General features: G+C 72.9%; 20 protein-coding genes. 13 read left to right on the forward strand and 7 right to left on the reverse strand.

Annotated elements, in window-relative coordinates; translation table 11 throughout:
• Window positions 1–14 precede the first annotated feature (14 nt).
• Window positions 15–323, reverse strand: coding sequence for a DUF6703 family protein (locus K8Z49_RS44390; protein ID WP_021599306.1), 309 nt, complete (start codon window positions 321–323; stop codon window positions 15–17).
• A 28-nt stretch (window positions 324–351) separates the two neighbouring features.
• On the opposite strand from K8Z49_RS44390, the gene K8Z49_RS44395 reads away from it, so the two are divergent.
• The 3 genes from K8Z49_RS44395 to K8Z49_RS44405 all read left to right on the forward strand — a co-directional run bounded on the left by K8Z49_RS44395 (window position 352) and on the right by K8Z49_RS44405 (window position 3,682).
• On the forward strand, window positions 352–636 hold the full coding sequence (locus tag K8Z49_RS44395) for an antibiotic biosynthesis monooxygenase family protein (protein WP_075019743.1): 285 nt from the start codon (window positions 352–354) through the stop codon (window positions 634–636).
• A 155-nt stretch (window positions 637–791) separates the two neighbouring features.
• The gene (locus tag K8Z49_RS44400; protein WP_412516951.1) at window positions 792–2,126 is read left to right on the forward strand and encodes a DUF1906 domain-containing protein; all 1,335 of its coding nucleotides are present in this window, start codon (window positions 792–794) and stop codon (window positions 2,124–2,126) included.
• Window positions 2,127–2,293: 167 nt separating this feature from the next.
• Window positions 2,294–3,682, forward strand: coding sequence for a glycine--tRNA ligase (locus K8Z49_RS44405; protein WP_024934593.1), 1,389 nt, complete (start codon window positions 2,294–2,296; stop codon window positions 3,680–3,682).
• A gap of 128 nt (window positions 3,683–3,810) precedes the next feature.
• On the opposite strand, the gene K8Z49_RS44410 is transcribed toward K8Z49_RS44405, so the two are convergent.
• Entirely contained in the window at window positions 3,811–4,485 is a 675-nt protein-coding gene (locus K8Z49_RS44410; RefSeq protein ID WP_143118262.1) for a hypothetical protein, read from the reverse strand.
• A gap of 303 nt (window positions 4,486–4,788) precedes the next feature.
• On the opposite strand from K8Z49_RS44410, the gene K8Z49_RS44415 reads away from it, so the two are divergent.
• On the forward strand, window positions 4,789–5,223 hold the full coding sequence (locus K8Z49_RS44415; RefSeq protein ID WP_075019745.1) for a hypothetical protein: 435 nt from the start codon (window positions 4,789–4,791) through the stop codon (window positions 5,221–5,223).
• A gap of 64 nt (window positions 5,224–5,287) precedes the next feature.
• Entirely contained in the window at window positions 5,288–7,558 is a 2,271-nt protein-coding gene (gene secD, locus K8Z49_RS44420) for a protein translocase subunit SecD (protein ID WP_412516952.1), read from the forward strand.
• Between the two features lie 46 nt (window positions 7,559–7,604).
• Here secD and K8Z49_RS44425 read toward each other — a convergent pair whose 3' ends face one another.
• Both K8Z49_RS44425 and K8Z49_RS44430 read right to left on the reverse strand, forming a co-directional pair.
• Window positions 7,605–8,729: a septum formation family protein gene (locus tag K8Z49_RS44425; protein WP_412516953.1), complete on the reverse strand. Its 1,125-nt coding sequence runs from the start codon at window positions 8,727–8,729 to the stop codon at window positions 7,605–7,607.
• 109 nt (window positions 8,730–8,838) lie between these two features.
• The gene (locus K8Z49_RS44430; protein ID WP_021597807.1) at window positions 8,839–10,725 is read right to left on the reverse strand and encodes a glycoside hydrolase family 15 protein; all 1,887 of its coding nucleotides are present in this window, start codon (window positions 10,723–10,725) and stop codon (window positions 8,839–8,841) included.
• A 327-nt stretch (window positions 10,726–11,052) separates the two neighbouring features.
• On the opposite strand from K8Z49_RS44430, the gene ppdK reads away from it, so the two are divergent.
• The 6 genes from ppdK (at window position 11,053) to K8Z49_RS44460 (ending at window position 19,082) form a co-directional block, all read left to right on the forward strand.
• On the forward strand, window positions 11,053–13,752 hold the full coding sequence (gene ppdK, locus K8Z49_RS44435; protein ID WP_412516954.1) for a pyruvate, phosphate dikinase: 2,700 nt from the start codon (window positions 11,053–11,055) through the stop codon (window positions 13,750–13,752).
• Between the two features lie 148 nt (window positions 13,753–13,900).
• Complete coding sequence (locus K8Z49_RS44440; RefSeq protein WP_412516955.1) at window positions 13,901–14,695, forward strand: YdcF family protein; 795 nt, start codon at window positions 13,901–13,903, stop codon at window positions 14,693–14,695.
• A gap of 33 nt (window positions 14,696–14,728) precedes the next feature.
• The gene (locus tag K8Z49_RS44445; RefSeq protein ID WP_021597810.1) at window positions 14,729–16,003 is read left to right on the forward strand and encodes a deoxyguanosinetriphosphate triphosphohydrolase; all 1,275 of its coding nucleotides are present in this window, start codon (window positions 14,729–14,731) and stop codon (window positions 16,001–16,003) included.
• 116 nt (window positions 16,004–16,119) lie between these two features.
• Window positions 16,120–17,346, forward strand: a complete 1,227-nt coding sequence (locus tag K8Z49_RS44450; protein ID WP_075019749.1) for an NAD(P)/FAD-dependent oxidoreductase — start codon at window positions 16,120–16,122, stop codon at window positions 17,344–17,346.
• Between the two features lie 32 nt (window positions 17,347–17,378).
• Window positions 17,379–18,572, forward strand: a complete 1,194-nt coding sequence (locus K8Z49_RS44455; RefSeq protein WP_024936009.1) for an MFS transporter — start codon at window positions 17,379–17,381, stop codon at window positions 18,570–18,572.
• Between the two features lie 141 nt (window positions 18,573–18,713).
• Window positions 18,714–19,082, forward strand: a complete 369-nt coding sequence (locus tag K8Z49_RS44460) for a GtrA family protein (protein ID WP_021596623.1) — start codon at window positions 18,714–18,716, stop codon at window positions 19,080–19,082.
• A gap of 18 nt (window positions 19,083–19,100) precedes the next feature.
• Here K8Z49_RS44460 and K8Z49_RS44465 read toward each other — a convergent pair whose 3' ends face one another.
• Window positions 19,101–19,970: an LLM class F420-dependent oxidoreductase gene (locus tag K8Z49_RS44465; protein ID WP_075019751.1), complete on the reverse strand. Its 870-nt coding sequence runs from the start codon at window positions 19,968–19,970 to the stop codon at window positions 19,101–19,103.
• A gap of 134 nt (window positions 19,971–20,104) precedes the next feature.
• Between K8Z49_RS44465 and K8Z49_RS44470 the strand changes: the two genes are divergently transcribed.
• Window positions 20,105–20,494 carry a MerR family transcriptional regulator gene (locus tag K8Z49_RS44470; protein ID WP_021596625.1) on the forward strand — a complete coding sequence of 130 codons (390 nt, stop codon included), beginning with the start codon at window positions 20,105–20,107 and terminating at the stop codon, window positions 20,492–20,494.
• Window positions 20,495–20,498: 4 nt separating this feature from the next.
• Here K8Z49_RS44470 and K8Z49_RS44475 read toward each other — a convergent pair whose 3' ends face one another.
• Entirely contained in the window at window positions 20,499–21,104 is a 606-nt protein-coding gene (locus K8Z49_RS44475) for a TIGR03086 family metal-binding protein (RefSeq protein WP_021596626.1), read from the reverse strand.
• Between the two features lie 83 nt (window positions 21,105–21,187).
• Between K8Z49_RS44475 and K8Z49_RS44480 the strand changes: the two genes are divergently transcribed.
• Window positions 21,188–22,597, forward strand: coding sequence for a PLP-dependent aminotransferase family protein (locus K8Z49_RS44480; RefSeq protein ID WP_412516956.1), 1,410 nt, complete (start codon window positions 21,188–21,190; stop codon window positions 22,595–22,597).
• Here K8Z49_RS44480 and K8Z49_RS44485 read toward each other — a convergent pair whose 3' ends face one another.
• Window positions 22,598–23,872, reverse strand: coding sequence for an ABC transporter ATP-binding protein (locus tag K8Z49_RS44485; protein WP_024936006.1), 1,275 nt, complete (start codon window positions 23,870–23,872; stop codon window positions 22,598–22,600).
• Window positions 23,873–24,008 lie beyond the last annotated feature (136 nt).

Genomic DNA, 24,008 nt, shown 5'->3' on the forward strand with positions numbered 1-24,008 from the left:
GATGAAAACGGTTGTCAAAACCGGCCGAAACCACGCCCCAGGGCGAAACCCACCAGAACGGCCAACGCGACGAGCCGCAGGATCCTTCCCGGGCCGTCCAGCGCGGGCCAGTTCAGATAGGCGAACCAGGCCAGCGCCGCGGCGAGGACCAGCACCCCGGCGGCGGCGACCCAGCCCGTCCCGGCCATCCCGACCACCAGCAGCGCGAACACCGCGACCAGCAGGACCCACCGCGGCATCCGGTGCAGGAACACCACCGGCGCCGCGCTGCGCCGCTCGACGGCGGCCCGCAGCCCCGTCCGCCGCTCATCCGATGTCTCCACATGCCCAACGTACTGCCAGGATGGGCGGATGATCGCGATAACCCGGTACCGGGTGCCGGGAGAGGCCTCGGGCGGCTTCGCCGAGGACATGACCGCGGTGCTCGCGGCGCTGTCCGCGAGCCCCGGCTTCCGCTCCGGCCGCCTCGCCAGGACCGTCGACGACCCCGGCCTCTGGGCCCTCGTCACCGAATGGGACGGCGCGGGCCACTACCGCCGCGCCATCGGCGCCTACGACGTGCGGCTCCTGTTCATGCCGCTCGCGGCCATGGCCGTGGACGAGCCCGGCGCGTACGAGGTCGTCAGCTCCGCCTGAGCAAGCTCCGCCTGAGCGCCGGACCGCCCGTCGCGGGCCACCGTCAGGATGCGGGAAACCGGCGGGCAAGAAGCGTCCCGGCCCGGTTTCGGCGGGCGCGGCCATGGTCATCCTTGCCGCAGATGATCATGCCGTGCCGCCGCGGGGGAGTTGTGATGCGCCATGCCGTCCTGTTCAGCGTGTTCTCCGGGGTGGCGGTCGCCGCTCCCGTCCTCGCGGCGGCCGGGACGGCCCCCGCGCGGCCCGCGCACGAACCGCCCGCCGCGCTGACCGGGGCTGCCGGGGCGCCGCGCGTCGTCGAGTACCGGGGGCTGCGCGTCCCCGTCCCGGCCGGCTGGGAGGTGCACCGGCTCGACCGGGACCCGTCCCGGTGCGTCCGCTTCGACCGGCACGCCGTCTACCTCGGCCGCCCCGGGCCGCAGCCGGACTGCCCGGCCCGCGTCGTCGGCCGCACCGAGGCCCTGCACATCGAGCCCGCCGGAAGGCACATCGAACCCGCCGGAAGGCACACCGAGCCCGCCGGGGACCGCCGCGCCGCCCGGACGGTCGTGGACGGCACCGCTCTCGCGTCGCTGACCGTGACGCCGTCCGCCGACCACGAGGCGCGTTTCACCCTCCCCGAGGCCGGGGTGACGATCACCGGTGTGTACGGGACGGACCCGGCGCGGCTCCAGCGGATCCTGCGCGGCACCCGGTTGTCCGCGGGAGGGGCCGCCGCACCGCCCGGCACGGGCCTGCGGCCGGGGGAGAGCCCGCCGCCCCCCGTGGACACGCCCTCCGGGCAGGGGCAGGCTCCCGCCCTGGAGCGCCCGTGGGTGCGAGGCAAGGGGTTCGACACCTGCACCGCCCCGTCCCTGGCCACGATGGAGGCGTGGCGGCCCTCGTTCGAGGTCACCAACATCTACATCGGCGGCGCGGCGCGCGGGTGCGCCCAGCCGAACCTCAGCGCCTCGTGGGTGAGGCAGGTCCGGGCGATGGGCTACCGCATCACGCCCACCTACGTCGGCCTGCAGGCTCCCTGCGGCAGCCGCCGGCAGCGCTTCACCACCCGCAACGCCTCCTCGGAGGGCACGAAGGCGGCCGTGGACGCCGCCCGCAAGGCCGGGAGGCTGGGCATTCCGGAGGGCAACCCCGTCTACTTCGACATGGAGGCGTACCGCCACCGGAACCGCGCCTGCAAGGCCGCCGTCCTGCGGTTCGTGGACAACTGGGTCGACCGGCTGAAGCGCGAGGGCTACGTCCCGGGCCTGTACAGCAGCTCCAAGTCCGGCATCCGGGACGTGAGCCGGGCCAAGGGGATCAGCAAGCCCGTCGCCATCTGGTTCGCCAACTGGGACGGGCGGGCCGATGTGTACGGCGACCCGTACTTCCCCGACCACCTGTGGTCCCCGCACCGCCGGATCAAGCAGTACCGCGGCGGCCACCGGGAGCGGCACGGCGGCGTCATGCTGAACATCGACAGCAACATCGTCGACGGGCGCGTCTACTAGGGCCTGCTCAGCCGTCCGGGTGCCCTAAGCTGGGAAATGCTCTCCGGCGGCGGCGACGCCCGCGCCGGGGCACTCACCGGGGATCGCACTCGCCGCCGCCCGCCGTCGCCGCGGGACCGGGGCGCACTCACTGTCCCGCCGACCGCCAGCCGGATGGAGAATATTTCATGGCACGCCGTTCCGATGTGCTGGACACGATCGTCAACCTCGCCAAGCGGCGGGGCCTGGTCTACCCGTCGAGCGAGATCTACGGCGGGCTCCGCGCGTCCTGGGACTACGGGCCGCTCGGCGTCGAGCTGAAGAACAACGTCAAGCGCCAGTGGTGGAAGTCCATGGTGCAGGGCCGCGACGACATCGTCGGCATCGACTCGTGCGTCATCCTGGCGCGCGAGGTCTGGGAGGCCAGCGGCCACGTCCAGGCGTTCGTCGACCCGCTCACCGAATGCCAGTCCTGCCACAAGCGCTTCCGGGCCGACCACCTGGAGGAGGCCTACGAGGAGAAGCACGGCCGCGCGCCCGCCAACGGCCTCGCCGACATCTCCTGCCCGAACTGCGGCGTCAAGGGCTCCTTCACGGAGCCGAAGATGTTCAACGGGCTGCTCAAGACCTACCTCGGCCCGGTCGAGGACGAGTCCGGCCTCGCCTACCTGCGTCCCGAGACCGCGCAGGGCATCTTCATCAACTACCTGAACGTCCAGCAGTCCGCGCGCCGCAAGGTGCCGTTCGGCATCGGCCAGATCGGCAAGTCGTTCCGCAACGAGATCACGCCCGGCAACTTCATCTTCCGGACCCGCGAGTTCGAGCAGATGGAGATGGAGTTCTTCGTCAAGCCCGGCAGCGACGAGGAATGGCACCAGTACTGGATCGACGAGCGCATGCAGTGGTACGTCGACCTCGGCATCCGCAAGGAGAACCTGCGGCTGTACGAGCACCCGGCCGAGAAGCTGTCGCACTACTCCAAGCGGACCGTGGACGTGGAGTACAAGTTCGACTTCGTCGGCAGCGAGTGGGGCGAGCTGGAGGGCATCGCCAACCGCACCGACTACGACCTGACGACGCACTCCAAGGCGTCCGGCGCCGACCTGTCGTTCTTCGACCAGGAGTCCGGCGAGCGGTTCACCCCGTACGTGATCGAGCCCGCGGCGGGCGTCGACCGCTGCACGCTGACGTTCATGATGGACGCCTACGCCGAGGACGAGGCGCCGAACGCCAAGGGCAAGATGGAGAAGCGCACCGTCATGCGGCTCGACCGCCGGCTCGCCCCGGTCAAGGTCGCGGTGCTTCCGCTGTCGCGCAACGCCGACCTGTCCCCGAAGGCCCGCGACCTCGCCGCGCGGCTGCGCCGCAACTGGAACGTCGAGTTCGACGACGCCGGCGCCATCGGCCGCCGCTACCGCCGCCAGGACGAGATCGGCACCCCGTTCTGCGTCACCGTCGACTTCGACACCCTGGACGACGACGCGGTGACCGTCCGGGAGCGTGACACGATGAGCCAGGAGCGCATCGCGATCGGCCAGGTCGAGGCGTTCCTCGCCGCCCAGCTCGTCGGCTGCTGACACCGCGGACCGCCGGCACCGCCGGAGACCGCTACGGGCCGCCCCCGCGTGATGGGGGCGGCCCGCTTTTTTGGGAGCACACCTGGGAGCGTGTCCTTTGGGGAGCGTTCTTTCCGGGAGCGTCCGGGTCAGCTCGTGACGTAGAGGGACTGGTCGAAGGTGCCGGACCCGGCGGCGGTCTCGCCCTTGAGCGCGTAGGTGGCGGTGACGGTGGCGGTCGACGGGCAGAGGAAGCTGCCGCCGGTCTTGCTCACCTGGGCGTTCTGGACGCCGACCTGCGCCTCGGAGCTGCCGGTGTCGGGACGCGAGGCGTTGTCGCCGTTGAAGCCGTTGGCGGTCAGGTTGCCGCCGAACTCGCAGGTGATGCCGCCGAAGATGTCCACCGTGGCCCGGACGCTGAAGTTCGCGATCGTGACCGTGGCGTCGCGGCCGCCGGTGTGGCCCTCGTCGAAGGCGACGCTGCCGCCCGTCCAGGGCAGGTTCAGCGTCTCGATCGTCGCGCTGGTGGTCCCGGAGCAGGGGCCGCCGCCGTCGCCGCTGAAGGTGGCGCTGCTCACGCTGAGGTTGCTTCCGTCGGATTGGATGGACCCGGTCATGACCGACTCGGTGCAGGAGCCTTCACCGATCGATGTCGAGACCGTGGCGGTGCCGAGCAGCGAGGCCTGGACGTTGCCGGCGTAGGGGTCGGCCGTGGCCGAGCCCTGGCGGATGGTGGTGGTCGCGGCCGACGCGGGGGCGACCCCCGCGGCGAGGACGGCCAGGGCGGCGGTCCCGATGATCGCGGTTCGTCTCAAACGTGCCACCGGAAACTCCTCTGTCCGGTTCGGGGTGGGCATACGCGAAAGTAATTCGCGTATGGGGCGGGGGCAATGGATGGCGGCCGATTGCGGCCTGGCCGGATTGGGACACTTGCCAGTGTCTGCTGGTAAGGGGCCGTGGTGAGGGTTCGGCAACCTCTTTGTCACGCCGGGCCGCCTTGACGGCCGCGCGCTTCCGTGTTCCGGCAACGGACGGTGAACGGCGTCCCCCGCCCCCGGATCCTGGGTTAGGTTGGCGGGAACGGCCGGCCGCGGACGTCCGCCGGAGACCACGGAGGGAGGACCGGAATGCGCCACCCGGGCCGTTCCTCCCTGGCCGCGCTCCGGCCGCCCGCCGCGCGCCTGCTCGTCCTCGCCCTCGGCCTCTTCGGCTTCGTCGTCGCGCCCGCCGCACCCGGTGTCCAGGGCGGGACGTCCCCCCACGGGACGATCGCCGGCGTCCGCACCGGACCGGCGCAGACCGCGCCCGCCCGCCCCCGGGCCGCCACCAAGCCGCGGACGCCCGGCCGGGTCCAGGCCGTCATCACCGCCGTCGCGCTCCACGCGGCGGGGGCGGCGGCACCGCACGCCCAGCCCGCCCACGCGACCCTCCCCGCGTCCGGCATCGAGGTCAGGCCGCCGTCGCGGCGCGCCGCCCCGCCCGCCGCCGCGCCGGCCGCGCCGGACCTCGCGCCGCGCGGCGTCCCGCGCGGGCGCGCCCCGCCCGCCGCCACACGGATCTGAGCTTTCCCCTTTCCGCGGTGCCGCACGGGGACGTGCGGCGCCGAGCCCGTGTGGAGGTTTCCCTTTGACTCGCGCCAACGTGGTGCGGGCGGTACTGGCGTTCGCCGTGCTCGCCACATCGTTCTACTTCGCCTGGTCCAAGCCCGCCCGCCTCGGCCTCGACCTGCGCGGCGGCACCCAGATCGTTCTCGAGACCCAGGACTCCCCGACGGTGAAGGCCGACCGGGAGTCCACCGACCGCGCCCGGGAGGTCCTGCAGCGGCGCGTCGACGCGCTCGGCGTCGCCGAGTCGTCCATCACCCGGTCCGGCGACCGGCGGCTGATCGTCGAGCTGCCCGACGTCCAGGACCCGACCCGCGCGACCGCGGCGATCGGCAAGACCGCGCAGCTCACCGCACACCCCGTGGTGCCCAACGACGGCAAGCCCGACAAGGGGCAGCAGCTGATCCCGGACGAGAGCGGGCAGCCGATCATCATCGGCCCCGCCGCGCTCACCGGCGCCGGGATCGGCGAGGCGAGCGCCTCCTACGACCCGCAGAACCTCGGCGGCTGGGCCGTCAACGTCAAGTTCAAGGGCGACGGCGGCAAGACCTGGGAGAGGGTGACCGCCAAGGCGGCCTGCGCGATGGGCGACGAGCGGCGCGTCGCGATCGTCCTGGACGGCAAGGTGATCTCCTCGCCGCAGGTCACCGAGAGCGTGAGCTGCGGCGTCGGCATCACCGGCGGGTCCACCCAGATCACCGGCGACTTCAGCGCCGGCGAGGCCAAGGACCTCGCGGCGCTCATCCAGGGCGGCTCGCTGCCCGTCCCCGTGAAGATCATCGAGCAGCGGGTGGTCGGCCCGACGCTGGGCGACGAGGCCATCGACGCCAGCGCCCGCGCCGCCGTCATCGGCATCATCCTCACGGGCCTGTTCATCGTCGCCGTCTACCGCCTCGTCGGCTTCCTCGCCACCGTCGCGCTCGCCGGATACGCGCTGATCTCCTACGGCGCCCTCGTCGCGGTCGGCGCGACCCTCACCCTGCCCGGACTCGCCGGGTTCGTACTGGCCATCGGCATGGCGATCGACGCCAACGTGCTGGCCTTCGAACGGGCGCGGGAGGAACGGGCCGCGGCGCCCCGCCGCAGCGCGCGGGCGGCGCTGGCCGTCGGCTTCGACAAGGCGTGGTCGGCGATCGCCGACTCGGCCGTCACCACGCTGCTCGCCGGCGGCCTGCTGTTCTTCCTGGCCTCCGGCCCGGTCAAGGGCTTCGGCGTCACGCTGACCATCGGCGTGATCGGCTCCCTCATCTCCGCGATGCTGGTGAGCCGCGTCCTCACCGACGCCGCCGCCGCGCGCATGCCGAGGCTCGCCAAGGGGAAGGCGGGCGGCCTCGGCGGCGCCGGCCGGATCCGGCGGTGGCTGGAGGAGAGCGGCCCCGACCTGATGAAGCGCAGCCGGCTGTGGCTCGGCGTCTCCGCCCTCGCCGTCGTCCTCGCGGTGACCGGGATCTTCGCCCGGGGCCTGAACTTCGGCGTCGAGTTCACCGGGGGGCGCCTGGTCGAGTACTCCACCAGCCGGCACGTCGACATCGACACCGCCCGCTCCGCCGTCGCCTCCGCCGGGTTCCCGCGCGCCGTCGTCCAGACGTCCGGTCAGGACGACATCTCCGTCCGGACGACCGACCTCACCAACGAGGAGGAGCAGCGCATCAAGGACGCCCTCGCGAAGGAGGGCGGCGGCGCCACCAAGCAGCGCGACGAGCTGATCGGCCCGAGCCTCGGCGACGAGCTGCGCAAGAAGGCGCTCATCGCCCTCGGCGTCGCCCTGCTGGTGCAGCTCGCCTACCTGACGATCCGGTTCCGCTGGACGTTCGCGGCCGGCTCGGTGATCGCCATGTTCCACGACATCGCGATCGTCACCGGCATCTTCGCCTGGCTGGGCAAACCCATCGACGGCGTCTTCCTCGCCGCGCTGCTCACCATCATCGGGTACTCGGTGAACGACTCGGTCGTGGTGTTCGACCGCGTCCGGGAGAAGTGGACGGCCAACCCCAAGGGCCGCTTCGCCGACATCGCGAACCGGGGCACCCTGCAGACCGTCCCGCGGACGATCAACACCGGGATGGGGGCGCTGTTCATCCTGGCGGCGCTGGCGTTCCTCGGCGGCGACTCGCTGACCGACTTCGCCATCGCGCTCCTGATCGGCATCGTCGTCGGCACGTACTCCAGCGTCTTCACCGCGACGCCCATCGCCGTCGTCCTGGAGCGCCACACGAAGACCCCGCCTCCGCAGCCCAAGAGCAAGCGCAAGCCCACCCACCGCACCCCCGACGACTCCGGCGCCGTCGTCTGACACAGGGTGCCGCCGGCGCCCCCCAAGGCGCCGGCGGCACCCACGCTCACTGCGCCGGCACCAGCGACCGCCGCAGCGTGCCCTCCCTGGCCTCCAGGAGGCAGGTCACCTCGCGATCACCCGATCGCCAGCTCGCCTTCGTCGGCGTGACGTACGCGAAGTCGACGAGGTCGAGCGGCGGTGGTGCCCCCTTCCAGATCGCCGCCCCGCGCTCGGCACAGCCGTTGATGGCGATTTCCTCGATCGCCTTCTTTCCCGGGTAGTCCTTCCCCCGGATCTCGAAGATCGCGAGTACCTGGACCCGGTGCTCGTCGGTGCACTCGACGAGGGGCTGACCGCCGTAAACCACCCACTTCTCCATGCAGTCGCCCGGGTTCACGGGCCTCAAGGTCCGCGGAAGGATGTACGCGCCCGCGATCGGCGTGGTGAGCGTGTTGTTCTTCCCGACGTAGACGAGCATGCACGTCACCTCGCGCTTCCCGTCGTTCCAGTCCTCTCGGCCGGGAACCCCGGCCCGCGGGTCGAAGTCGGCGTCGATGACGTCCTTCACCTTGTCCGGGACGTGCTCCTTGCACACCGCCCCGGCCTGCTCGGCGAGTTTCGAGGCTCCCGGGTACGGGCCGGCGGGCAGCGTCGCCTTGGCGATGACCTCACCGTTGTGAGGATGGTCGCAGGCGCTGGGGAACACCAGCGGGTCGGCGGAGTCGTGGGTCTTCGCCGTGAAGCAGTCGCCGACCTTCAGCGTCGAGGGCAGCACGTAGCCGTCAGGCCGGGACGGGTCGGATCCTCTGCTCCCGGGCGAGAACACGGAGCCGCCGAGCACGGCCGCCGTGCCCGCCGCGGCGGCGAGCCACACGACCGAGGCGGCGAGGGCGGCGATGGCGAGGCCTCTGCCCTTCTCGCCGCGGCGGCCGGTCTGGACCAGCGCGGCGACGGCGAACCCGATCCCGAGCAGGACGAGCCCGAGGAGGGCGGTGACGAGCGCGACCACCGCGAGCGTGTTCGTTCGCCGCGGGACGCTGCCGGCCGGGCTCTCGGCCTCCGGTGGGGGCTCGGGTAGGCCGGCCGGCGGTTCGGTGGACGCGGTGGGCTCGGGGGCGTCGGGCGGGGCCCAGGCCGGGGGAGAGTCAAGGGTGTCCGGGACGTTGTCAGCGGGCGGCGGTGTGGTCACGGCGGAAACGTAGCCGGAACTCTCCGGAAAAGCGGCATTTCTGGCGGTCGTCGCCGACTTGTGATCAAGGAATCGGGTGGCCGGGGCGCGGGCCCCGGCCACCGCGGCGTCAGGCCAGGGGCGGTTGGGGTTCGCCGTTCTCGGCGCGGATCACCTGCATGACCGCGTTGATCAGGGCCAGGTGGGTGAACGCCTGCGGGAAGTTGCCGAGGTGCCGCCCGGTGTGCGGGTCGATCTCCTCGGCGTACAGCTGCAGCGGGCTCGCGTAGGACAGCAGCTTCTCGCACAGGGCGCGCGCCCGGTCCAGCTCGCCGATCATCACCAGTGCGCTGACCAGCCAGAAGGAGCAGATGGTGAAGGTGCCCTCCTCCGAGTCGAAGCCGTCGTCGGTCTCCGTCGCCCGGTAGCGCAGGACGAGGTCGTCCTCCGACAGCTCGTCGGCGATGGCGAGGACGGTCTCGCGGACGCGCTTGTCGTCGGAGGGCAGGAACCCGAGCAGCGGGATCAGCAGCGCCGACGCGTCCAGGGCGGTGGCGCCGTAGTGGGCCGTGAAGACGCCGCGCTCGTCCAGCGCGTTGGCGAGGACGTCGGCGTGGATCTCGTCGGCGGCGGCCTGCCAGCGGCGCGCCCGCTCCTGGTCGCCGCGGACGCGGGCGAGCCGCGCGCCGCGGTCGGCCGCGACCCAGCAGAAGATCTTGGACGAGGTGAAGTGCTGCGGCTCGCCGCGCACCTCCCACATGCCGCAGTCGGGCGTCCGCCAGTTGGCGAGGGCGTCCTCCACCTGCCTGACGACGATCTTCCACAGCCGGTCGTCCAGCCGGTCGCGGCGGCGCACGAACAGGTAGATGGAGCCGATGATCGCGCCCCACACGTCGTGCTGCGCCTGCATGTACGCCTCGTTGCCGATGCGGACCGGGCGGGCGTCGTCGTAGCCGGAGAGGTGCTCGAGCGTGGACTCGGGCAGTTCCTCCCGCCCGTCCAGCCCGTACATGATCTGCAGCTTGCCCTCGGCGGCCTCGGCGACGTCGGTGATGAAGTAGAAGAAGTCGTTGGCCTCCCAGTCGTAGCCGAGCGTGTAGAAGGCCCACAGCGCCATCGTGGAGTCGCGGATCCAGGTGTAGCGGTAGTCCCAGTTGCGGTCGCCGCCCGGCGTCTCCGGCAGCGACGTCGTCGCGGCGGCCGCGACCGCCCCGGACGGCGCGAACGTCAGGCCCTTCAGCGTGAGCGCGCTGCGCTGCAGGTGGCTGCGCCACGGGTGGTCGGGGAAGCGGCCCCGGTCGAGCCAGTGCTGCCAGTGGTGGACGGTCCACACCAGCCGCTCCTGCGCCTCCTCCCATGACGACGGCGCCGCGTGCTCGCTCCACGACAGCGCCACGAAGCGGGACTCGCCCTGCTTGAGCAGCGTCCGGGACGTGGCGAGCGACCCCTCGAACCCGACGTTCATGTCGGTGCTGAGGCGTAGGCCCACGCCGTTCCCGCGCGCGACGGCCTCGTGGTACCCGGCGCCGGTGTGCTCCCACCGCGCCGGGGTCTGGCCGTAGTCGAACACCGGCATGCAGTCGAGCCGGACCTGGACCTGGCCGTTCACGCACCGGACCATCCGCAGCAGGACGTGGTCGGCGTCGTAGTCGGTGGGCGCCCTGCGGTGGGTGTGGGACCGCTCCGTCTCGTGGTGCCAGGGGCCCATCAGCAGCGCGTCCGTCACGACGAGCCAGCCGCCGTGCACCCACCAGGTGGTCTCCATCACCATGGTGCCGGGGATGTAGCGCTGCGCCGCGGGCACCTCGACGCCCGCGGGGCCGACCCGGAAGTACCCGGCGTCCCGGTCCAGGATGGACCCGAACACGCTCGGGGAGTCCATCTTCGGCAGGCACATCCACTCGATGTTGCCGCTCGGCGCGACCAGGGCGGTCGTCTCGCAGTCGGACAGGAACCCGAAATCGGCTATGGGGGCGAACGGATCTCCCGCCCGGCCGCCGGCGACTCTCGGCCTCACAACCTCACCTCCTTGATCCATCATTCCCTCTCCAGCGCGGTGGGTATGCCAGTCGTGCGTGCCATGGTCCGGGACGGCCCCGCCGGGTCGCGCGTTGCCGTCGTGTGTCCCCGGTCTCACCAGTGGAATAGACCATTATCCGCAGTCTGAGCTGGGATAACGCGCCCCGGCGCATGGGGCGCCGAGCAAGTCCCGACTTCGCGGGTACAGTCCCGGCAAACAGGACAGCGGACCCGCCGCCGCCTGGGGGAACGCGACGTCGCGCGCCCTCGTGCGGGCGGACCCGGAACTGTCACTGGGTGGAACCGGAGCGAGAAGGAGCTCCCCGTGCCGAAGTTCGTGTACGACTTCACTGAGGGAAACAAGGACCTCAAGGATCTGCTGGGCGGCAAGGGCGCCAACCTGGCCGAGATGACCAACCTCGGACTGCCCGTGCCCCCCGGGTTCACGATCACCGCGGAGGCCTGCCGGCACTACCTCGAGCACGGGACCCTGCCCGAGGGGCTGGCGGACGAGGTGAACCGGCACCTGGCCGCGCTGGAGTCCGCGATGGGCAAGAGGCTCGGCCAGAGCGACGACCCGCTGCTCGTCAGCGTGCGCTCCGGGGCCAAGTTCAGCATGCCGGGAATGATGGAGACCGTCCTGAACGTCGGGCTGAACGACGAGTCCGTGCACGGCCTCGCGGCGCAAGCCGGGGACGAGCGGTTCGCCTGGGACTCCTACCGGCGGCTGATCCAGATGTTCGGCAAGACCGTCATGGACATCGACGGCGACCTGTTCGAGGACGCGGTCGAGGAGGTCAAGCGGGCCCGCGGCAGCGACGACGACGCGGACCTGACCGCCGAGGACTTCAAGGAGCTCGTCGGCCGGTTCAAGGGCATCGTCCAGGAGCAGGCGGGGCGGGACTTCCCGACCGACCCGCGCGAGCAGATGGACCTGGCCGTCAAGGCGGTGTTCGACTCCTGGAACGCGCCCCGCGCCATCCTGTACCGCCGCCAGGAGCGCATCCCGGTCGACCTCGGCACCGCCGTGAACATCTGCTCGATGGTCTTCGGCAACATGGGCATGGACTCCGGGACGGGCGTCGCGTTCACCCGCGACCCCGCGTCCGGGCAGCAGGGCGTCTACGGCGACTACCTGCAGAACGCGCAGGGCGAGGACGTCGTCGCCGGCATCCGCAACACCGTCCCGCTGAAGGAGCTGGAGCGGATCGACAAGGCGTCCTACGACCGGCTTCTCCAGATCATGGAGACGCTGGAGAACCACTACCGCGACATGTGCGACATCGAGTTCACGATCGAGCGCGGGAAGCTCTGGATGCTGCAGACCCGGGTCGGCAAGCGGACGGCCGCCGCGGCGTTCCGCATCGCCTGCCAGCTGCTCGACCAGGGGCTGATCGACCTGGACGAGGCCGCCCGCCGCGTCACCGGCGACCAGCTCGCCCAGCTGATGTTCCCGCGCTTCGCAGCCCGGGTCGACGGCGTCCGCAAGCTCACCAAGGGCATGAACGCCTCGCCGGGCGCCGCCGTCGGCAAGGCGGTGTTCACCTCCGAGCGGGCCGTGGAGCTCGCCGGGCGCGGCGAGGACGTGATCCTCGTCCGCCGGGAGACCAACCCCGACGACCTCGCCGGGATGGTCGCGGCGCAGGGCGTGCTGACGTCCCGCGGCGGCAAGACCTCGCACGCCGCCGTCGTCGCCCGCGGCATGGGCAAGACCTGCGTCTGCGGCGCCGAGGAGCTGGACGTCGACGTCAAGAACGGGCACTTCACCGCCCCCGGCGACCTGACGGTGCGCGAGGGCGACGTGATCTCGATCGACGGGACGTCCGGCGACGTCTACCTCGGCGAGGTGCCCGTCGAGGACTCCCCGGTCGTCCAGTACTTCGAGGGGCAGCTGACGGCCGCGGACGGCGGCGACCTCGTCAAGGCCGTCGACCGCGTCATGGCGCACGCCGACGCGCGCGCCGCGCTCAAGGTCCGCGCGAACTCCGACAACCCCGGGGACTCGGCGCGGGCGCGCCGGTTCGGCGCGGCCGGCATCGGGCTGTGCCGCACCGAGCACATGTTCCTCGGCGACCGCCGGCAGCTGGTCGAGAAGCTCATCCTCGCCGAGGACGGCAAGGAGCGGCAGGCCGCGCTGGACGCCCTGGAGCCGCTGCAGAAGAGCGACTTCGAGGGCATCTTCGAGGCCATGGACGGGCTGCCGGTCACGATCCGGCTCATCGACCCGCCGCTGCACGAGTTCCTCCCCGACATCACCGAGCTGTCGGTCAGGGTCGCGCTCGCGGGCGAGGACGCGGACGCCAAGGACCGCAGGCTGCTCGAGGCGGTCAACCGGCTGCACGAGCAGAACCCTATGCTGGGCCTGCGCGGAGTGCGGCTCGGTTTGGCGATTCCCGGCCTGTTCGCCATGCAGGTCCGCGCGATCGCCGAGGCCGCCGCCGCCCGCAGCCGGGCCGGCGGCGACCCGCGGCCGGAGATCATGATCCCGCTCGTCGGCGCGGTCCAGGAGCTGGAGGCCGTCCGGGACGAGGCCCGCGAGATCCTGGGCGCGGTCCGGCGGGACACCGGCGTCGACGTCCCCGCGCTGATCGGCACCATGATCGAGCTGCCGCGGGCCGCGCTGACCGCCGGGCAGATCGCCGAGGCCGCCGAGTTCTTCTCCTTCGGCACCAACGACCTCACCCAGACGACCTGGGGCTTCTCCCGGGACGACGTCGAGGCGGCGTTCTTCTCCCGCTACCTGGAACTCGGCATCTTCGGGGTGTCGCCGTTCGAGACCCTCGACCGGGAGGGCGTCGGGCGGCTGGTCCGGATCGCCGCGGAGGAGGGGCGCAGGGCGCGCCCCGGCATCAAGCTCGGCATCTGCGGCGAGCACGGCGGCGACCCCGACTCGGTGCACTTCTGCCACGAGGTCGGCCTCGACTACGTGTCCTGCTCGCCGTTCCGCATCCCCGTCGCCCGGCTGGAGGCGGGCCGCGCCGCGATCGAGGCGGACGCGGAGTCCGGCGGCAGCGACAGCCGCTGAGCGCCCCTCCCGGCGGCCCGCCGCGCCTCACGGCGGCGTGCCGCCGGGAGTCCACCGGGCCCGCCGGGGAAGAAAGGGACCAACGCCACACACCGTCCTGGCGAACCTGGCGCATGTGCCGGACCATCTCACTAACGTGTCCGATGCGATGACGTTGGAAGTGGAATTGCCGGAGCCGCCGGCTGAAGACCGCGGAGCGGACGAGCCCGGGGACGAGGCCCCCGAGCCGAAGAAGCGCGTCCGGCGCCGCAGGCCCAAGTGGATCACGGTCCCGCTCGGCATCGTCACCGGGCTGCTGGCGATCGCCGTGCTGACGCCCGCCGTCGTCGGGGCGCGGATCTGGTACCAGGCCCGCCAGGACGAGCGCCCCCGCTCCGACGCGATCATCGTGCTCGGCGCCGCGCAGTACAACGGGGCGCCGTCCCCCACGCTGCAGTGGCGGCTCCAGCACGCCCTCGACCTCTACCGCAAGGGTGTCGCGCCCGCCATCGTGACCGTCGGCGGCAAGGCCCCCGGCGACAACTACACCGAGGCGGGCACCGGCCGCACCTGGCTGATCGAGAAGGGCGGCGTGCCCGCGTCCAGGGTCTTCGCGGTGCCCGTGGGGCGCGACACGCTGGAGAGCATGAGGGCCGTCGGCAAGGAGTTCGACCGGCACCACTGGTCGTCCGGCGTGATCGTCACCGACCCGTGGCACGGGCTGCGGTCCAAGAAGATGGCCGAGGACAACGGCATCGAGGCCGCCGCCTCGCCGACCCGCAGCGGCCCGAGCGTGCAGACCCGCGACACCCAGTTCAACTACATCCTCCGGGAGACCGGCGGGTACCTGTCGTACGTGCTGCTCGGCAAGAGCGTCCAGGTGCCGGACGAGACCATCAAGCGCATCCGCATCGACCCCTCCGAGACGGCCACCTCGGCCCCGCCCGCCTCGCCGGGCGGCTGATGCCCACCGCGCCCCTTTACCCTGGATAGGGCCATGACGACCAACGCGAACCAGGGGTATGCCGACCGCGACCGGCGGCGGTGGGCGCCCGAGCCCGCCAAGCGCCGCGACCGGACGGCGTTCGAGCGCGACCGGGCCCGCGTGCTGCACAGCGCGGCGCTGCGGCGGCTGGCCGCCAAGACGCAGGTGGCCTCGCCCGGCGCGGACGCCGCCGCCGACACCGTGCAGAGCCTGCGCACCCGGCTCACCCACTCGCTCGAATGCGCGCAGGTCGGCCGCGAGCTCGGCAAGTCGCTCGGCTGCGACCCCGACCTGGTGGAGACGGCCTGCCTGTCGCACGACATCGGGCACCCGCCGTTCGGCCACAACGGCGAGTACGCGCTCGACATCGTCGCCCGCGACTGCGGCGGCTTCGAGGGCAACGCGCAGAGCCTGCGCGTCCTGACGCGGCTGGAGCCCAAGTCGTTCGCGCCGGACGGCCCGCCGCTGCACGGGCGCAGCGTCGGGCTCAACCTGACCCGGGCCGCGCTGGACGCCGCGATGAAGTACCCGTGGTCCCAGGCGGAGGCCGTGAACGGCAAGTTCGGCGTCTACGACGACGACGTGGACGTGGCGCGCTGGGTCCGGGAGGGCGCCGCCCCGGGCCGGACGTGCTTCGAGGCCCAGGTCATGGACTGGAGCGACGACGTCGCCTACTCCGTCCACGACCTGGAGGACGCGCTGGTCGCCGGGCACGTCGACTTCGTCCGGCTCGCCGATCCCGCCGAGCGCCGCCTCGTCGCCGCGACGGCGGCCAAGCTGTACTGCCCGGACGCCGCGCCGGCCGAGCTGGAGGAGTGCTTCGCGGCGCTGCTGGCCGAGCCGTGCTGGCCGGACCGCTACGACGGCACCCCGCGCAGCCTCGCCGCCCTGAAGAACCTGACCAGCACCCTCATCGGGCGGTTCTGCCTGGCCGCCGAGACCGCGACCCGGGAGGCCTACGGCGACCGCCCGCTGACCCGGTACGCGGCCGAGCTGATCGTCCCGCGCGCGCAGCGGCTGGAGAACGCGCTGCTCAAGGGCATCACGGCGCACTACGTGTGGATCAGCCACGAGGAGATCAGGGCCCGCCAGCGGACGCTGATCACCGAGCTGGCCGAGATGATGCTGGCCGGAGCGCCCGGCACCCTCGACCCGGGGTTCCAGGACGCGTTCGTGGACGCCGGCGACGACGCGGCCCGGCTGCGCGCCGTGATCGACCAGATCGCCTCGCTGACCGACCTGTCCGCGGTGGCCCGGCACCGCAGGCTGGGCGATCGCGCGCGCTGACGTCCCGGGGGGCCGCGCGCGGGGGAGGAATATGCCCCGACGCGCCCATCGGCGGCCCTTGTCTCGTTACGGAGGCCGCTGTAGGGATAGCTACAGGTCAACTACAGGAGGTCGCCATGCCCGAGGAGACGTTCGTCATCGCCGGTGCCGGCCTGGCGGGTGCCAAGGCGGCGGAGACCCTGCGCGAGGAGGGCTTCGCGGGCAGAGTGGTCCTGGTCGGGGACGAGATCGAGCGGCCCTACGAGCGGCCGCCGCTCTCCAAGGGCTTCCTGCTGGACAAGGAGCCGCGCGAGAAGGCCCACGTCCACGAGGCGGACTGGTACGACAAGCACGACGTGGAGCTGCGGGTCGGTATGTCGGTCGCGTCGATCGACCGGGACGCGCACCAGGTCAGGCTGTCCACCAAGGAACCGATCTCCTACGACCGGCTGCTGCTGGCGACCGGCGCCACCCCGAGGCGGCTGGACGTCCCCGGGTCCAAGCTGCAGGGCATCCACTACCTGCGGACGATGGCCGACGCGGCGGCGCTGAAGCAGGCGCTCGCGCACGGCGGGCGGCGGGTCGTCGTGGCCGGGGCGGGCTGGATCGGGCTGGAGACCGCCGCGGCCGCCCGCGCCTACGGCAACGACGTGACGATCATCGAGCCGGAGCCGACGCCGCTGCACGCCGCGATGGGGCCCGAGCTCGGCGGCAGGTTCGCCGACCTGCACCGCCGCAACGGCGTCATCCTGCGGCTGGACGAGGGCGTCGCCGGCTTCTGGGGCGCCGGGCAGGTGTCGGCCGTCGTCACCTCGGGCGGCGCCGAGGTGCCCGCGGACGTGGTGATCGTCGGCATCGGGGTGAAGCCGGACACCGCGCTCGCGGAGGCGGCCGGGCTGGAGGTGTCGGACGGGATCCTCGTCGACCAGTCGCTGCGCACGTCCGACCCCGACATCTTCGCGGCCGGGGACGCCGCCAACGCCTACAACCCGCTGCTCGGGCGCCGGATCCGCGTGGAGCACTGGGCGAACGCGCTGAACGGCGGGCCCGCCGCCGCCCGCGCCATGCTCGGCCAGGACGTCGTCTACGACCGGGTCCCCTACTTCTTCAGCGACCAGTACGACCTCGGGATGGAGATGTCGGGCGCCGTGGCGCCGGGGGAGTACGACGAGATCGTGTACCGCGGCGACGCCGAGGGAGGGGAGTTCATCGCGTTCTGGCTGTCCGGCGGCCGGGTCGTCGCCGGGATGAACGTCAACGTGTGGGACGTCACCGGGGACGTGCAGGCGCTGATCCGCTCCGGGCGGCCGGTGGACGCGGTCCGTCTCGCCGACGCCGCCGTGCCGCTCGCCGATCTGGTGTGAGGGCCGACCGCCGGGCACGTACAGTCGGGCCGGTGGTCACGGAGAATCTCGCGGTGCTCGGGCGCGCCCGTGTCGCGGTGACGCTGGTGTTCGCCGCGCACGGCCTGATCGGCGCCGCCTGGGTCGCCCGCATCCCGCAGATCAAGGAGCATCTCGGGCTGGGCGAGGGCGCGATGGGCGTGGCGCTGCTCGGCGCGCCCGCCGGCCTCGTCGCGGCGGTGCGGTTCGCGGGCCCGATCGTCGCGCGGTGGGGGAGCCGGGCGGCGACGGCCGGGGCCGGGGTCGCCTGCGCGGTGTCGCTGGTGCCGCTCGGCCTCGCCTGGAACCTCGGCGCGCTGATCTGCGCCCTGCTGCTGATGGGCGCCTCCCTCGGCCTGATGGACGTGGCGATGAACGCGCAGGGCGTGGCCGTCGAGCGCGGGTACGGCCGCCCGCTGATGTCCGGCCTGCACGGCTCCTACAGCATCGGGACGCTGCTCGCCGCGCTGGCCGGCGCGGGTGCCGCCCACGCGGGGGTGCCCGTGCCGCTGCACCTGGCGGTGGCCGCCGCCGTCCTCGCCGTGCTGGTCCTGGCGTCCTGCAGGAACCTGCTCGACCGTTCCGCGGACGCCGTGCCCGAGCCGGCCGGCGCCGTGCCCGCCGCCGGGCCGCGGTCCCGGTGGCCGCTGCTCATGCTCGGCGTGATCGGGCTGTGCTCGTTCGTCGGCGAGGGCGCCATGGCGGACTGGAGCGCGATCCACCTGCGGGAGAACCTCGGCACCGGGCCCGGCGTGGCGGGCCTCGGCTACGCCGGGTGCGCGGTGGCGATGACCGTGGGGCGGCTCACCGGCGACCAGGTGGTCGCGCGCTTCGGGCCGGTCCGGGTGCTGCGGGCGGGCTCGCTGGTCGCCGCGCTCGGTCTCGGGCTGGGCCTCGCGGCCGGCGACCCGACCGCGGCGGTGGCCGGTTTCACGCTGTTCGGCCTCGGGGTCGCGGTGGTGGCGCCCGTCACGTTCAGCGCGGCCGGCAACGTCCCCGGCGTGCCCGCCGCGGCCGGGATCTCCCGGGTCACCGGGGTCGGCTACCTCGGCCTGCTCGGCGGCCCGCCGGTCATCGGGTTCGTCGCGCAGGGCGTGGGGCTGACGTGGGCGCTGGCCGTCCCGGTGGCGCTGGCCGGGCTGATCGTCCTGCTGGCCCCGGCGGCCGCCACGGCGGGTCGCGGGCCGGTCACGGATCCTGATCTTTGACCGGCTTGCGACTTCCGTATATGTCCTACTCAGGTAAGGTCTGGGCGGGTGGACACCATGCAGCGGTCGAGACCCGCTAAAACGGTCTCGTCCGCCCCGGCGTACCGGACATTCCTCCGTGAACTCCTCAGTTTTGGTTTCGTGGGGTGCGTCGGCACGCTGATCATGATCTTCGGCGCCAACCTGATGCGCGCGTGGCTCGGCGGCAGCCCGGTCACCAGCGTCGTGGTGCCGGCCGTGGTGTCCACGCTGTCCTCCTACCTGCTCAACCGCTTCTGGACGTTCCGGCACCGCGACAGCGACGGCTCCGGCCGGGAGGTCGCGATCTTCTTCGCGCTGAACGGCGTCGGCCTGCTGATCCAGGTGCTGTGCACCGGTTTCACCTACTACACCCTCGGCCTCCACGGCGGGGTCGCCTACAACCTCGGGCTGCTCGCCGGCGTCGGGCTCGGCTCGGCGTTCCGCTACTGGTCGTACAAGAAGTGGGTGTTCACCCCCGCCGCGGCGTGAGGCCGCCCAGCGCCCGGCTCAGCGGCCGGCCGGGACGATCTTCTCGGTCCGGGTGAGGGCCTCGGCGAGGACGGGGGCGAGGTCCTGCCCGGTGCGCTGCGAGAAGATCGCGTGGTCGATGCCGCGCTCCGCGAGCCGCCCGATCGTGTCGGCGGCCTGGTCGGCCGACGGCGTGCCCTCCAGCAGTGTCAGCGCCGTCTTCTCGATCTCGCCGTAGTCGCGGCCCTCGCGCTCGCAGTGCTCCCGCAGCACGTCCAGCTTGTGCGGCAGTTCGTCGCCGTCGAAGAGGTTGCAGGCGTCGGCGTACTTCGCGACGAACCGGAGCGTCTTCTTCTCCCCGCCTCCGCCGATGAGGATCGGTGGGTGCGGGCGGCGCAGCGCGGGCGGCGAGTTCAGGGGCCGCTCCAGCCTGTAGTGCTCGCCCTCGAACGGCGCCTCGTCGCCCTCCCACATCTGGCGGGCGATCCGCAGCGTCTCCTCCAGCCGTTCGAAACGCTCCGCGGTGGGCGGGAACGCGACGCCGAGGCCCCGCGACTCCTCCTCGTTCCACGCCGCGCCGATGCCGAGCCAGGCCCGCCCGCCCGACAGGACGTCCAGCGTCGTCACCGTCTTGACGAGGATGCCGGGCTCCCGGTACGTGACGCCGGTGACCATCGTCCCGAGCGTGATCCGCTCGGTGAGCGCGGCCGCGTAGGCGAGCGCGGTGTAGCCCTCGAGCATGGGGTCCTCCGAGGGCCCCACCCCGCGGATCTGGAAGAAGTGGTCCATCACCCACAGCGAGTGCAGCCCGCCCTGGTCGGCCTCGCGGGCCATGCGCCCGAACGCCGGGGCGATCTCCTCGGGGCCGCCGGGGTGGGTGAAGCTCGGAATCTGGAGTCCAACGCGCATTGCCGTCCCTCACGTCTCGTAGCGGGTCTTCGCTTTCTCAGCCGTCACTTCCCACTCTGTGACCTGGAGCGCACTCCAGGTCAAGTGCGGCCGGCGTTGACCTGGAGTGCACTCCAGGTGCGATCCTGGGAGACGTGAGTCACTACTCTCCCGCGGAGACCGCCGAGAAGAGCGGTTTCAGCATCGACACGCTGCGTTACTACGAGAAGATCGGGCTGCTGTCGGGGATCGCGCGGAACGCGTCCGGGCGGCGCGTGTTCAGCGACGGCGACCTGCAGTGGCTCGGGATGCTGCGCTGCCTGCGCGGCACCGGGATGCCGATCGCCGAGATGCTGCGCTACTCCGAGCTGGCCCGCGGCGGAGGCGAGACCGTCCATGAGCGGCTCGAACTGCTGCAGGAGCACGACCGCCGGGTCGAGGAGCAGATCGCGACGCTGCGCGCGCAGCAGGAGCAGATCAAGACGAAGATCGGCTACTACCGGGACGCCGCCGCGCTCTGCACCCCCGCCGCCGCCACGGCCTGACGGGTCAGCGCCACCCGGGCGCGCGGCCCAGCATGCGCAGCAGCCGGTCCTCCGGCCGGGCGCCGTCCGGGGAGGGGACGGACGGGGCGAACGGCTCGCCGGCACCCCGGCCGTCCTCGGGGACGATTGCGGCGACCTTCAGCGCCGCGCCGACCAGGTCCTCAGCGGGCTCCCACGGGACGCCGATCGTGGCCGCGACGTCCCACGCGTGGACGACCAGGTCGACGAGGTGGAAGCCGATCGCCAGGGACGCGGGGAAGGCGCCGCCGTCGCGGATCTCCGGGAGGACGAGCTCGGCGTCCAGGGCCACGTCGGCGAACGCGCGGGTCACCAGATCGGCGGAGGCCTTCGCGGCCTCGCGGGGATCGTCGCCGAGGTCGCCGCTCCGCCAGCGGGACAGGCGCCCGCCCTCGCCCCGTGCGGCCGCGGCGAAGCCCTCGTCCTGGCTGACCTGGTGGCGCAGGAGGCCGTGCAGGGTCCAGTCGGGGCATGGCGTGGGCAGCGTGAGCGCGTCCGGCTTCACCCGCGCGACGGTGGCCACGTAGAGGTCGGCCGCCTTCCGGTCCAGCGGGCGGAAGTCGGCGGTGAGCAGTTCGGTGAGCAGATCCATGCCGTCCACGCTAGGAACCGGCAGAGGACCAGGTACAGGGCCAAAATTGCGGGAAATGACTGAGCCGATTTAGGCTCGGCGGCGTGGATCTGCACGTGAGCCTGGTGGGCCGCCGCGACATCGCCGGGCAGATCTACCGCCAGCTGCGCGCCGCGATCCTGGACGGACGGCTCCGCGCGGGCGACGCGCTGCCGCCGACGCGGGAGCTGGCGCGGCGCCTCGCGATCTCCCGCAACACCGTCGGCGTCGCCTACGACCGGCTCGCCGCCGAGGGCTTCCTCACGAGCCGGGTGGGGGCGGGGACGTTCGTCCGGGAGACCGGGTCCGCCCCGCGCGGCGCCCCCGCCGCCTCGCCGCTGCGGCCGCGCCGGGTGTGGGACGGGGTGTCGGCCTGGCCCGCGCGGATGCCGGGCATCAGGTGGGACTTCCGCGCCGGGCTGCCCGACGTGACGCTGTTCCCGTACGAGGCCTGGCGGCGGATCATGGCCGGGGTGCTCCGGCCGTCGGCGCTGGGGGACCCCGCGTCGGCGGGCGACCCGGCGGGCCTGCCCGCCCTGCGGGACGCCATCGCCCGGCACGCCGGCGTGTCGCGCTCGGTGCGCGCGGCCGGCGCCGACATCGTCGTCACCGCGGGCGTCCAGCAGGCGCTCGACCTCATCGTCCGGGTGCTGCTCGAACCCGGCGACGTCGTCGCCGTCGAGGACCCGGGGTACCCGCCCGCGCGGATGCTGCTCACCGCGGCCGGGATGCGGGTGCGCGGGGTGCCGGTCGACGCCGAGGGCCTGCGCGTCGACGCGCTCCCCGGCGACGCGCGGGCCGTCTACGTCACCCCGTCGCACCAGTTCCCGCTGGGCATGCCGATGTCGCTGCCGCGGCGCCGGGCGCTGCTCGGCTGGGCGCGGCGGCGCGACGTGGTGATCGTCGAGGACGACTACGACACCGAGTACCGCTACGGCGGCCGGCCGGTCGAGCCGCTGCAGGGCCTCGACGGGGACGGCCGAGTCCTGTACACCGGCACCTTCTCCAAGGTCATGCGGCCGGTGCTGCGGCTCGGCTTCCTCGTCGTGCCGCCGGCGCTGCACCACGCGTTCCGGATGGCGCGCTACGTCTCGTCCTGGCATGCCGAGCTGCCCGCGCAGGCGGCGCTGGCCCGGTTCATCGACGAGGGCCTGCTCGCCCGGCACCTGCGCAGGTCGCGCCGCGAGTACCGGGCCCGGCACGAGCGCGTCGCGGAGCTGGTCGGCGGGCTGATGGGCGACCGGCTGACCCTCGTCCCGTCCGAGGCCGGGCTGCATCTGAGCGCCACCCTCCCGGCCGGCGCGGACGACGCCGCGATCGCCGCGCGGGCGCTGGAGGCGGGCATCGGCCTGTTCGCGCTGTCGGAGTTCGCGGTGTCCGCGCCGCCCGTCCCGGGGCTGGTCTTCGGGTACGGGGCCGCGCCGCCGCCCGCCATCGACGAGGGACTGCGCCGGCTCAGCCGGATCGTGGCCTGACTACCGCTGGACGGGGGTGACGCGCCGGCCGTCCGCCCCGAAGAACAGCACGCGGCCGAAGTCGATGGTCAGCGCGACATGGTCGCCCCGGTCGGGCCGGCCGCCCGGCGCGATCCGGAACACGAGGTCGGAGCGCCGGTGGTGGCCGGCGTGCTCCTCGGTGTACTCCTCCTCGCCGGACGGGCGCCCGAACACCCCCCGCAGGCGTCCGCGCAGGCCGGGCCGGTCCGGCTCGCGGGCCGGCGGGGCCTCCGGCCGCCCCACCTCGGTCGCGTCGACCGTGGGGATGCCCGCCTCGGCGTAGGCGAGCCACTCGTGCCCGTGGAACTCCAGCGCGCGGACCTGCCCGGACAGGACGCTGCCGTGCGGGGCCGGCGAACCGGGGGCGATCGGCATCAGCGTGTCCGGGCGGATGCCCACGATCACGGGACGCCCGTGGTGGCTGATCAGCGCGGACGCGCGGGGATCGTTCCACGGCAGCGTCAGCCGCTGCGGCCCGAAGTCGAGCAGCAGCCCCTCGCCCTCGACGGCCCACAGCGTGGCCTGCAGCAGGTTGATCGGCGGCGAGCTGAGGAACGCGGCCACGAACACCGTCGCCGGGTCCTCGTAGATCTGCTCGGGGGTGCCGACGTCCTCCAGCACGCCGTCGCGCAGCACCGCCATCCGGTCGGCCATCGTCATGGCCTCGATCTGGTCGTGCGTGACGTAGACGGTGGTGGTCCCGGTGGAGCGGACCAGCGCGGCGATCTCGACGCGCAGCTCGGCGCGCAGCCCCGCGTCCAGGCTCGACAGGGGCTCGTCCATCAGGAACAGCGACGGCTCGCGGATCAGCGCCCGCCCGATCGCGGCCCGCTGCCGCTGGCCGCCCGACAGCGTGCGCGGCATCCGGTCGATCATCGTGTTGATGCCGAGCGCGCGGGCCAGCTCGACGACCTTCGCGCTGGCCTCGGCCCGGTCGTCCCCCGACACCTCCAGGGGGAACATCATGTTGCCCTTGACGGTGCGGTGCGGGTAGAGCGCCCCCTCCTGGAAGACCATCGCGACATTGCGCTCGCGCGGCGGCAGCCCGTTGGCGACGATCCCGTTCAGCCACAGGTCGCCGCTGGTGATCTCCTCCAGCCCGGCGATCATCCGCAGGATGGTGGACTTGCCGCAGCCGGACGGCCCGAGCAGGACGAACAGCTCGCCGTCGTTGATCCGGAGGCGGACGTTCCGGACGGCCGCCTGCCCGCCGGGGTACACCTTGTCGACGCCGTCCAGCACAACATCCGTCATCGGGGCCGCCTGGGGGTGGGTGAAACTTCGGTCCGTCATCACACCGCGCGACGGTCGAGGTTGTCCAGAGTCAAACCGGAGTTACCGCCCGTCGACCCGGCCGAGTCCGGCCATGCCGGCGGCGGCGGAGCCCCCT

This window comes from Actinomadura madurae, from assembly GCF_047130825.1.
Classification (GTDB): domain Bacteria; phylum Actinomycetota; class Actinomycetes; order Streptosporangiales; family Streptosporangiaceae; genus Spirillospora; species Spirillospora madurae.

Bases quoted from the DNA above. Each gene is read 5' to 3' on its own strand.
- K8Z49_RS44395 (WP_075019743.1), top strand. From the start codon at position 352: ATGATCGCGATAACCCGGTACCGGGTGCCGGGAGAGGCCTCGGGCGGC.
- K8Z49_RS44400 (WP_412516951.1), top strand. From the start codon at position 792: ATGCGCCATGCCGTCCTGTTCAGCGTGTTCTCCGGGGTGGCGGTCGCC.
- K8Z49_RS44405 (WP_024934593.1), top strand. From the start codon at position 2,294: ATGGCACGCCGTTCCGATGTGCTGGACACGATCGTCAACCTCGCCAAG.
- K8Z49_RS44415 (WP_075019745.1), top strand. From the start codon at position 4,789: ATGCGCCACCCGGGCCGTTCCTCCCTGGCCGCGCTCCGGCCGCCCGCC.
- K8Z49_RS44440 (WP_412516955.1), top strand. From the start codon at position 13,901: ATGACGTTGGAAGTGGAATTGCCGGAGCCGCCGGCTGAAGACCGCGGA.
- K8Z49_RS44445 (WP_021597810.1), top strand. From the start codon at position 14,729: ATGACGACCAACGCGAACCAGGGGTATGCCGACCGCGACCGGCGGCGG.
- K8Z49_RS44450 (WP_075019749.1), top strand. From the start codon at position 16,120: ATGCCCGAGGAGACGTTCGTCATCGCCGGTGCCGGCCTGGCGGGTGCC.
- K8Z49_RS44465 (WP_075019751.1), bottom strand. From the start codon at position 19,970: ATGCGCGTTGGACTCCAGATTCCGAGCTTCACCCACCCCGGCGGCCCC.
- K8Z49_RS44475 (WP_021596626.1), bottom strand. From the start codon at position 21,104: ATGGATCTGCTCACCGAACTGCTCACCGCCGACTTCCGCCCGCTGGAC.
- K8Z49_RS44485 (WP_024936006.1), bottom strand. From the start codon at position 23,872: ATGACGGATGTTGTGCTGGACGGCGTCGACAAGGTGTACCCCGGCGGG.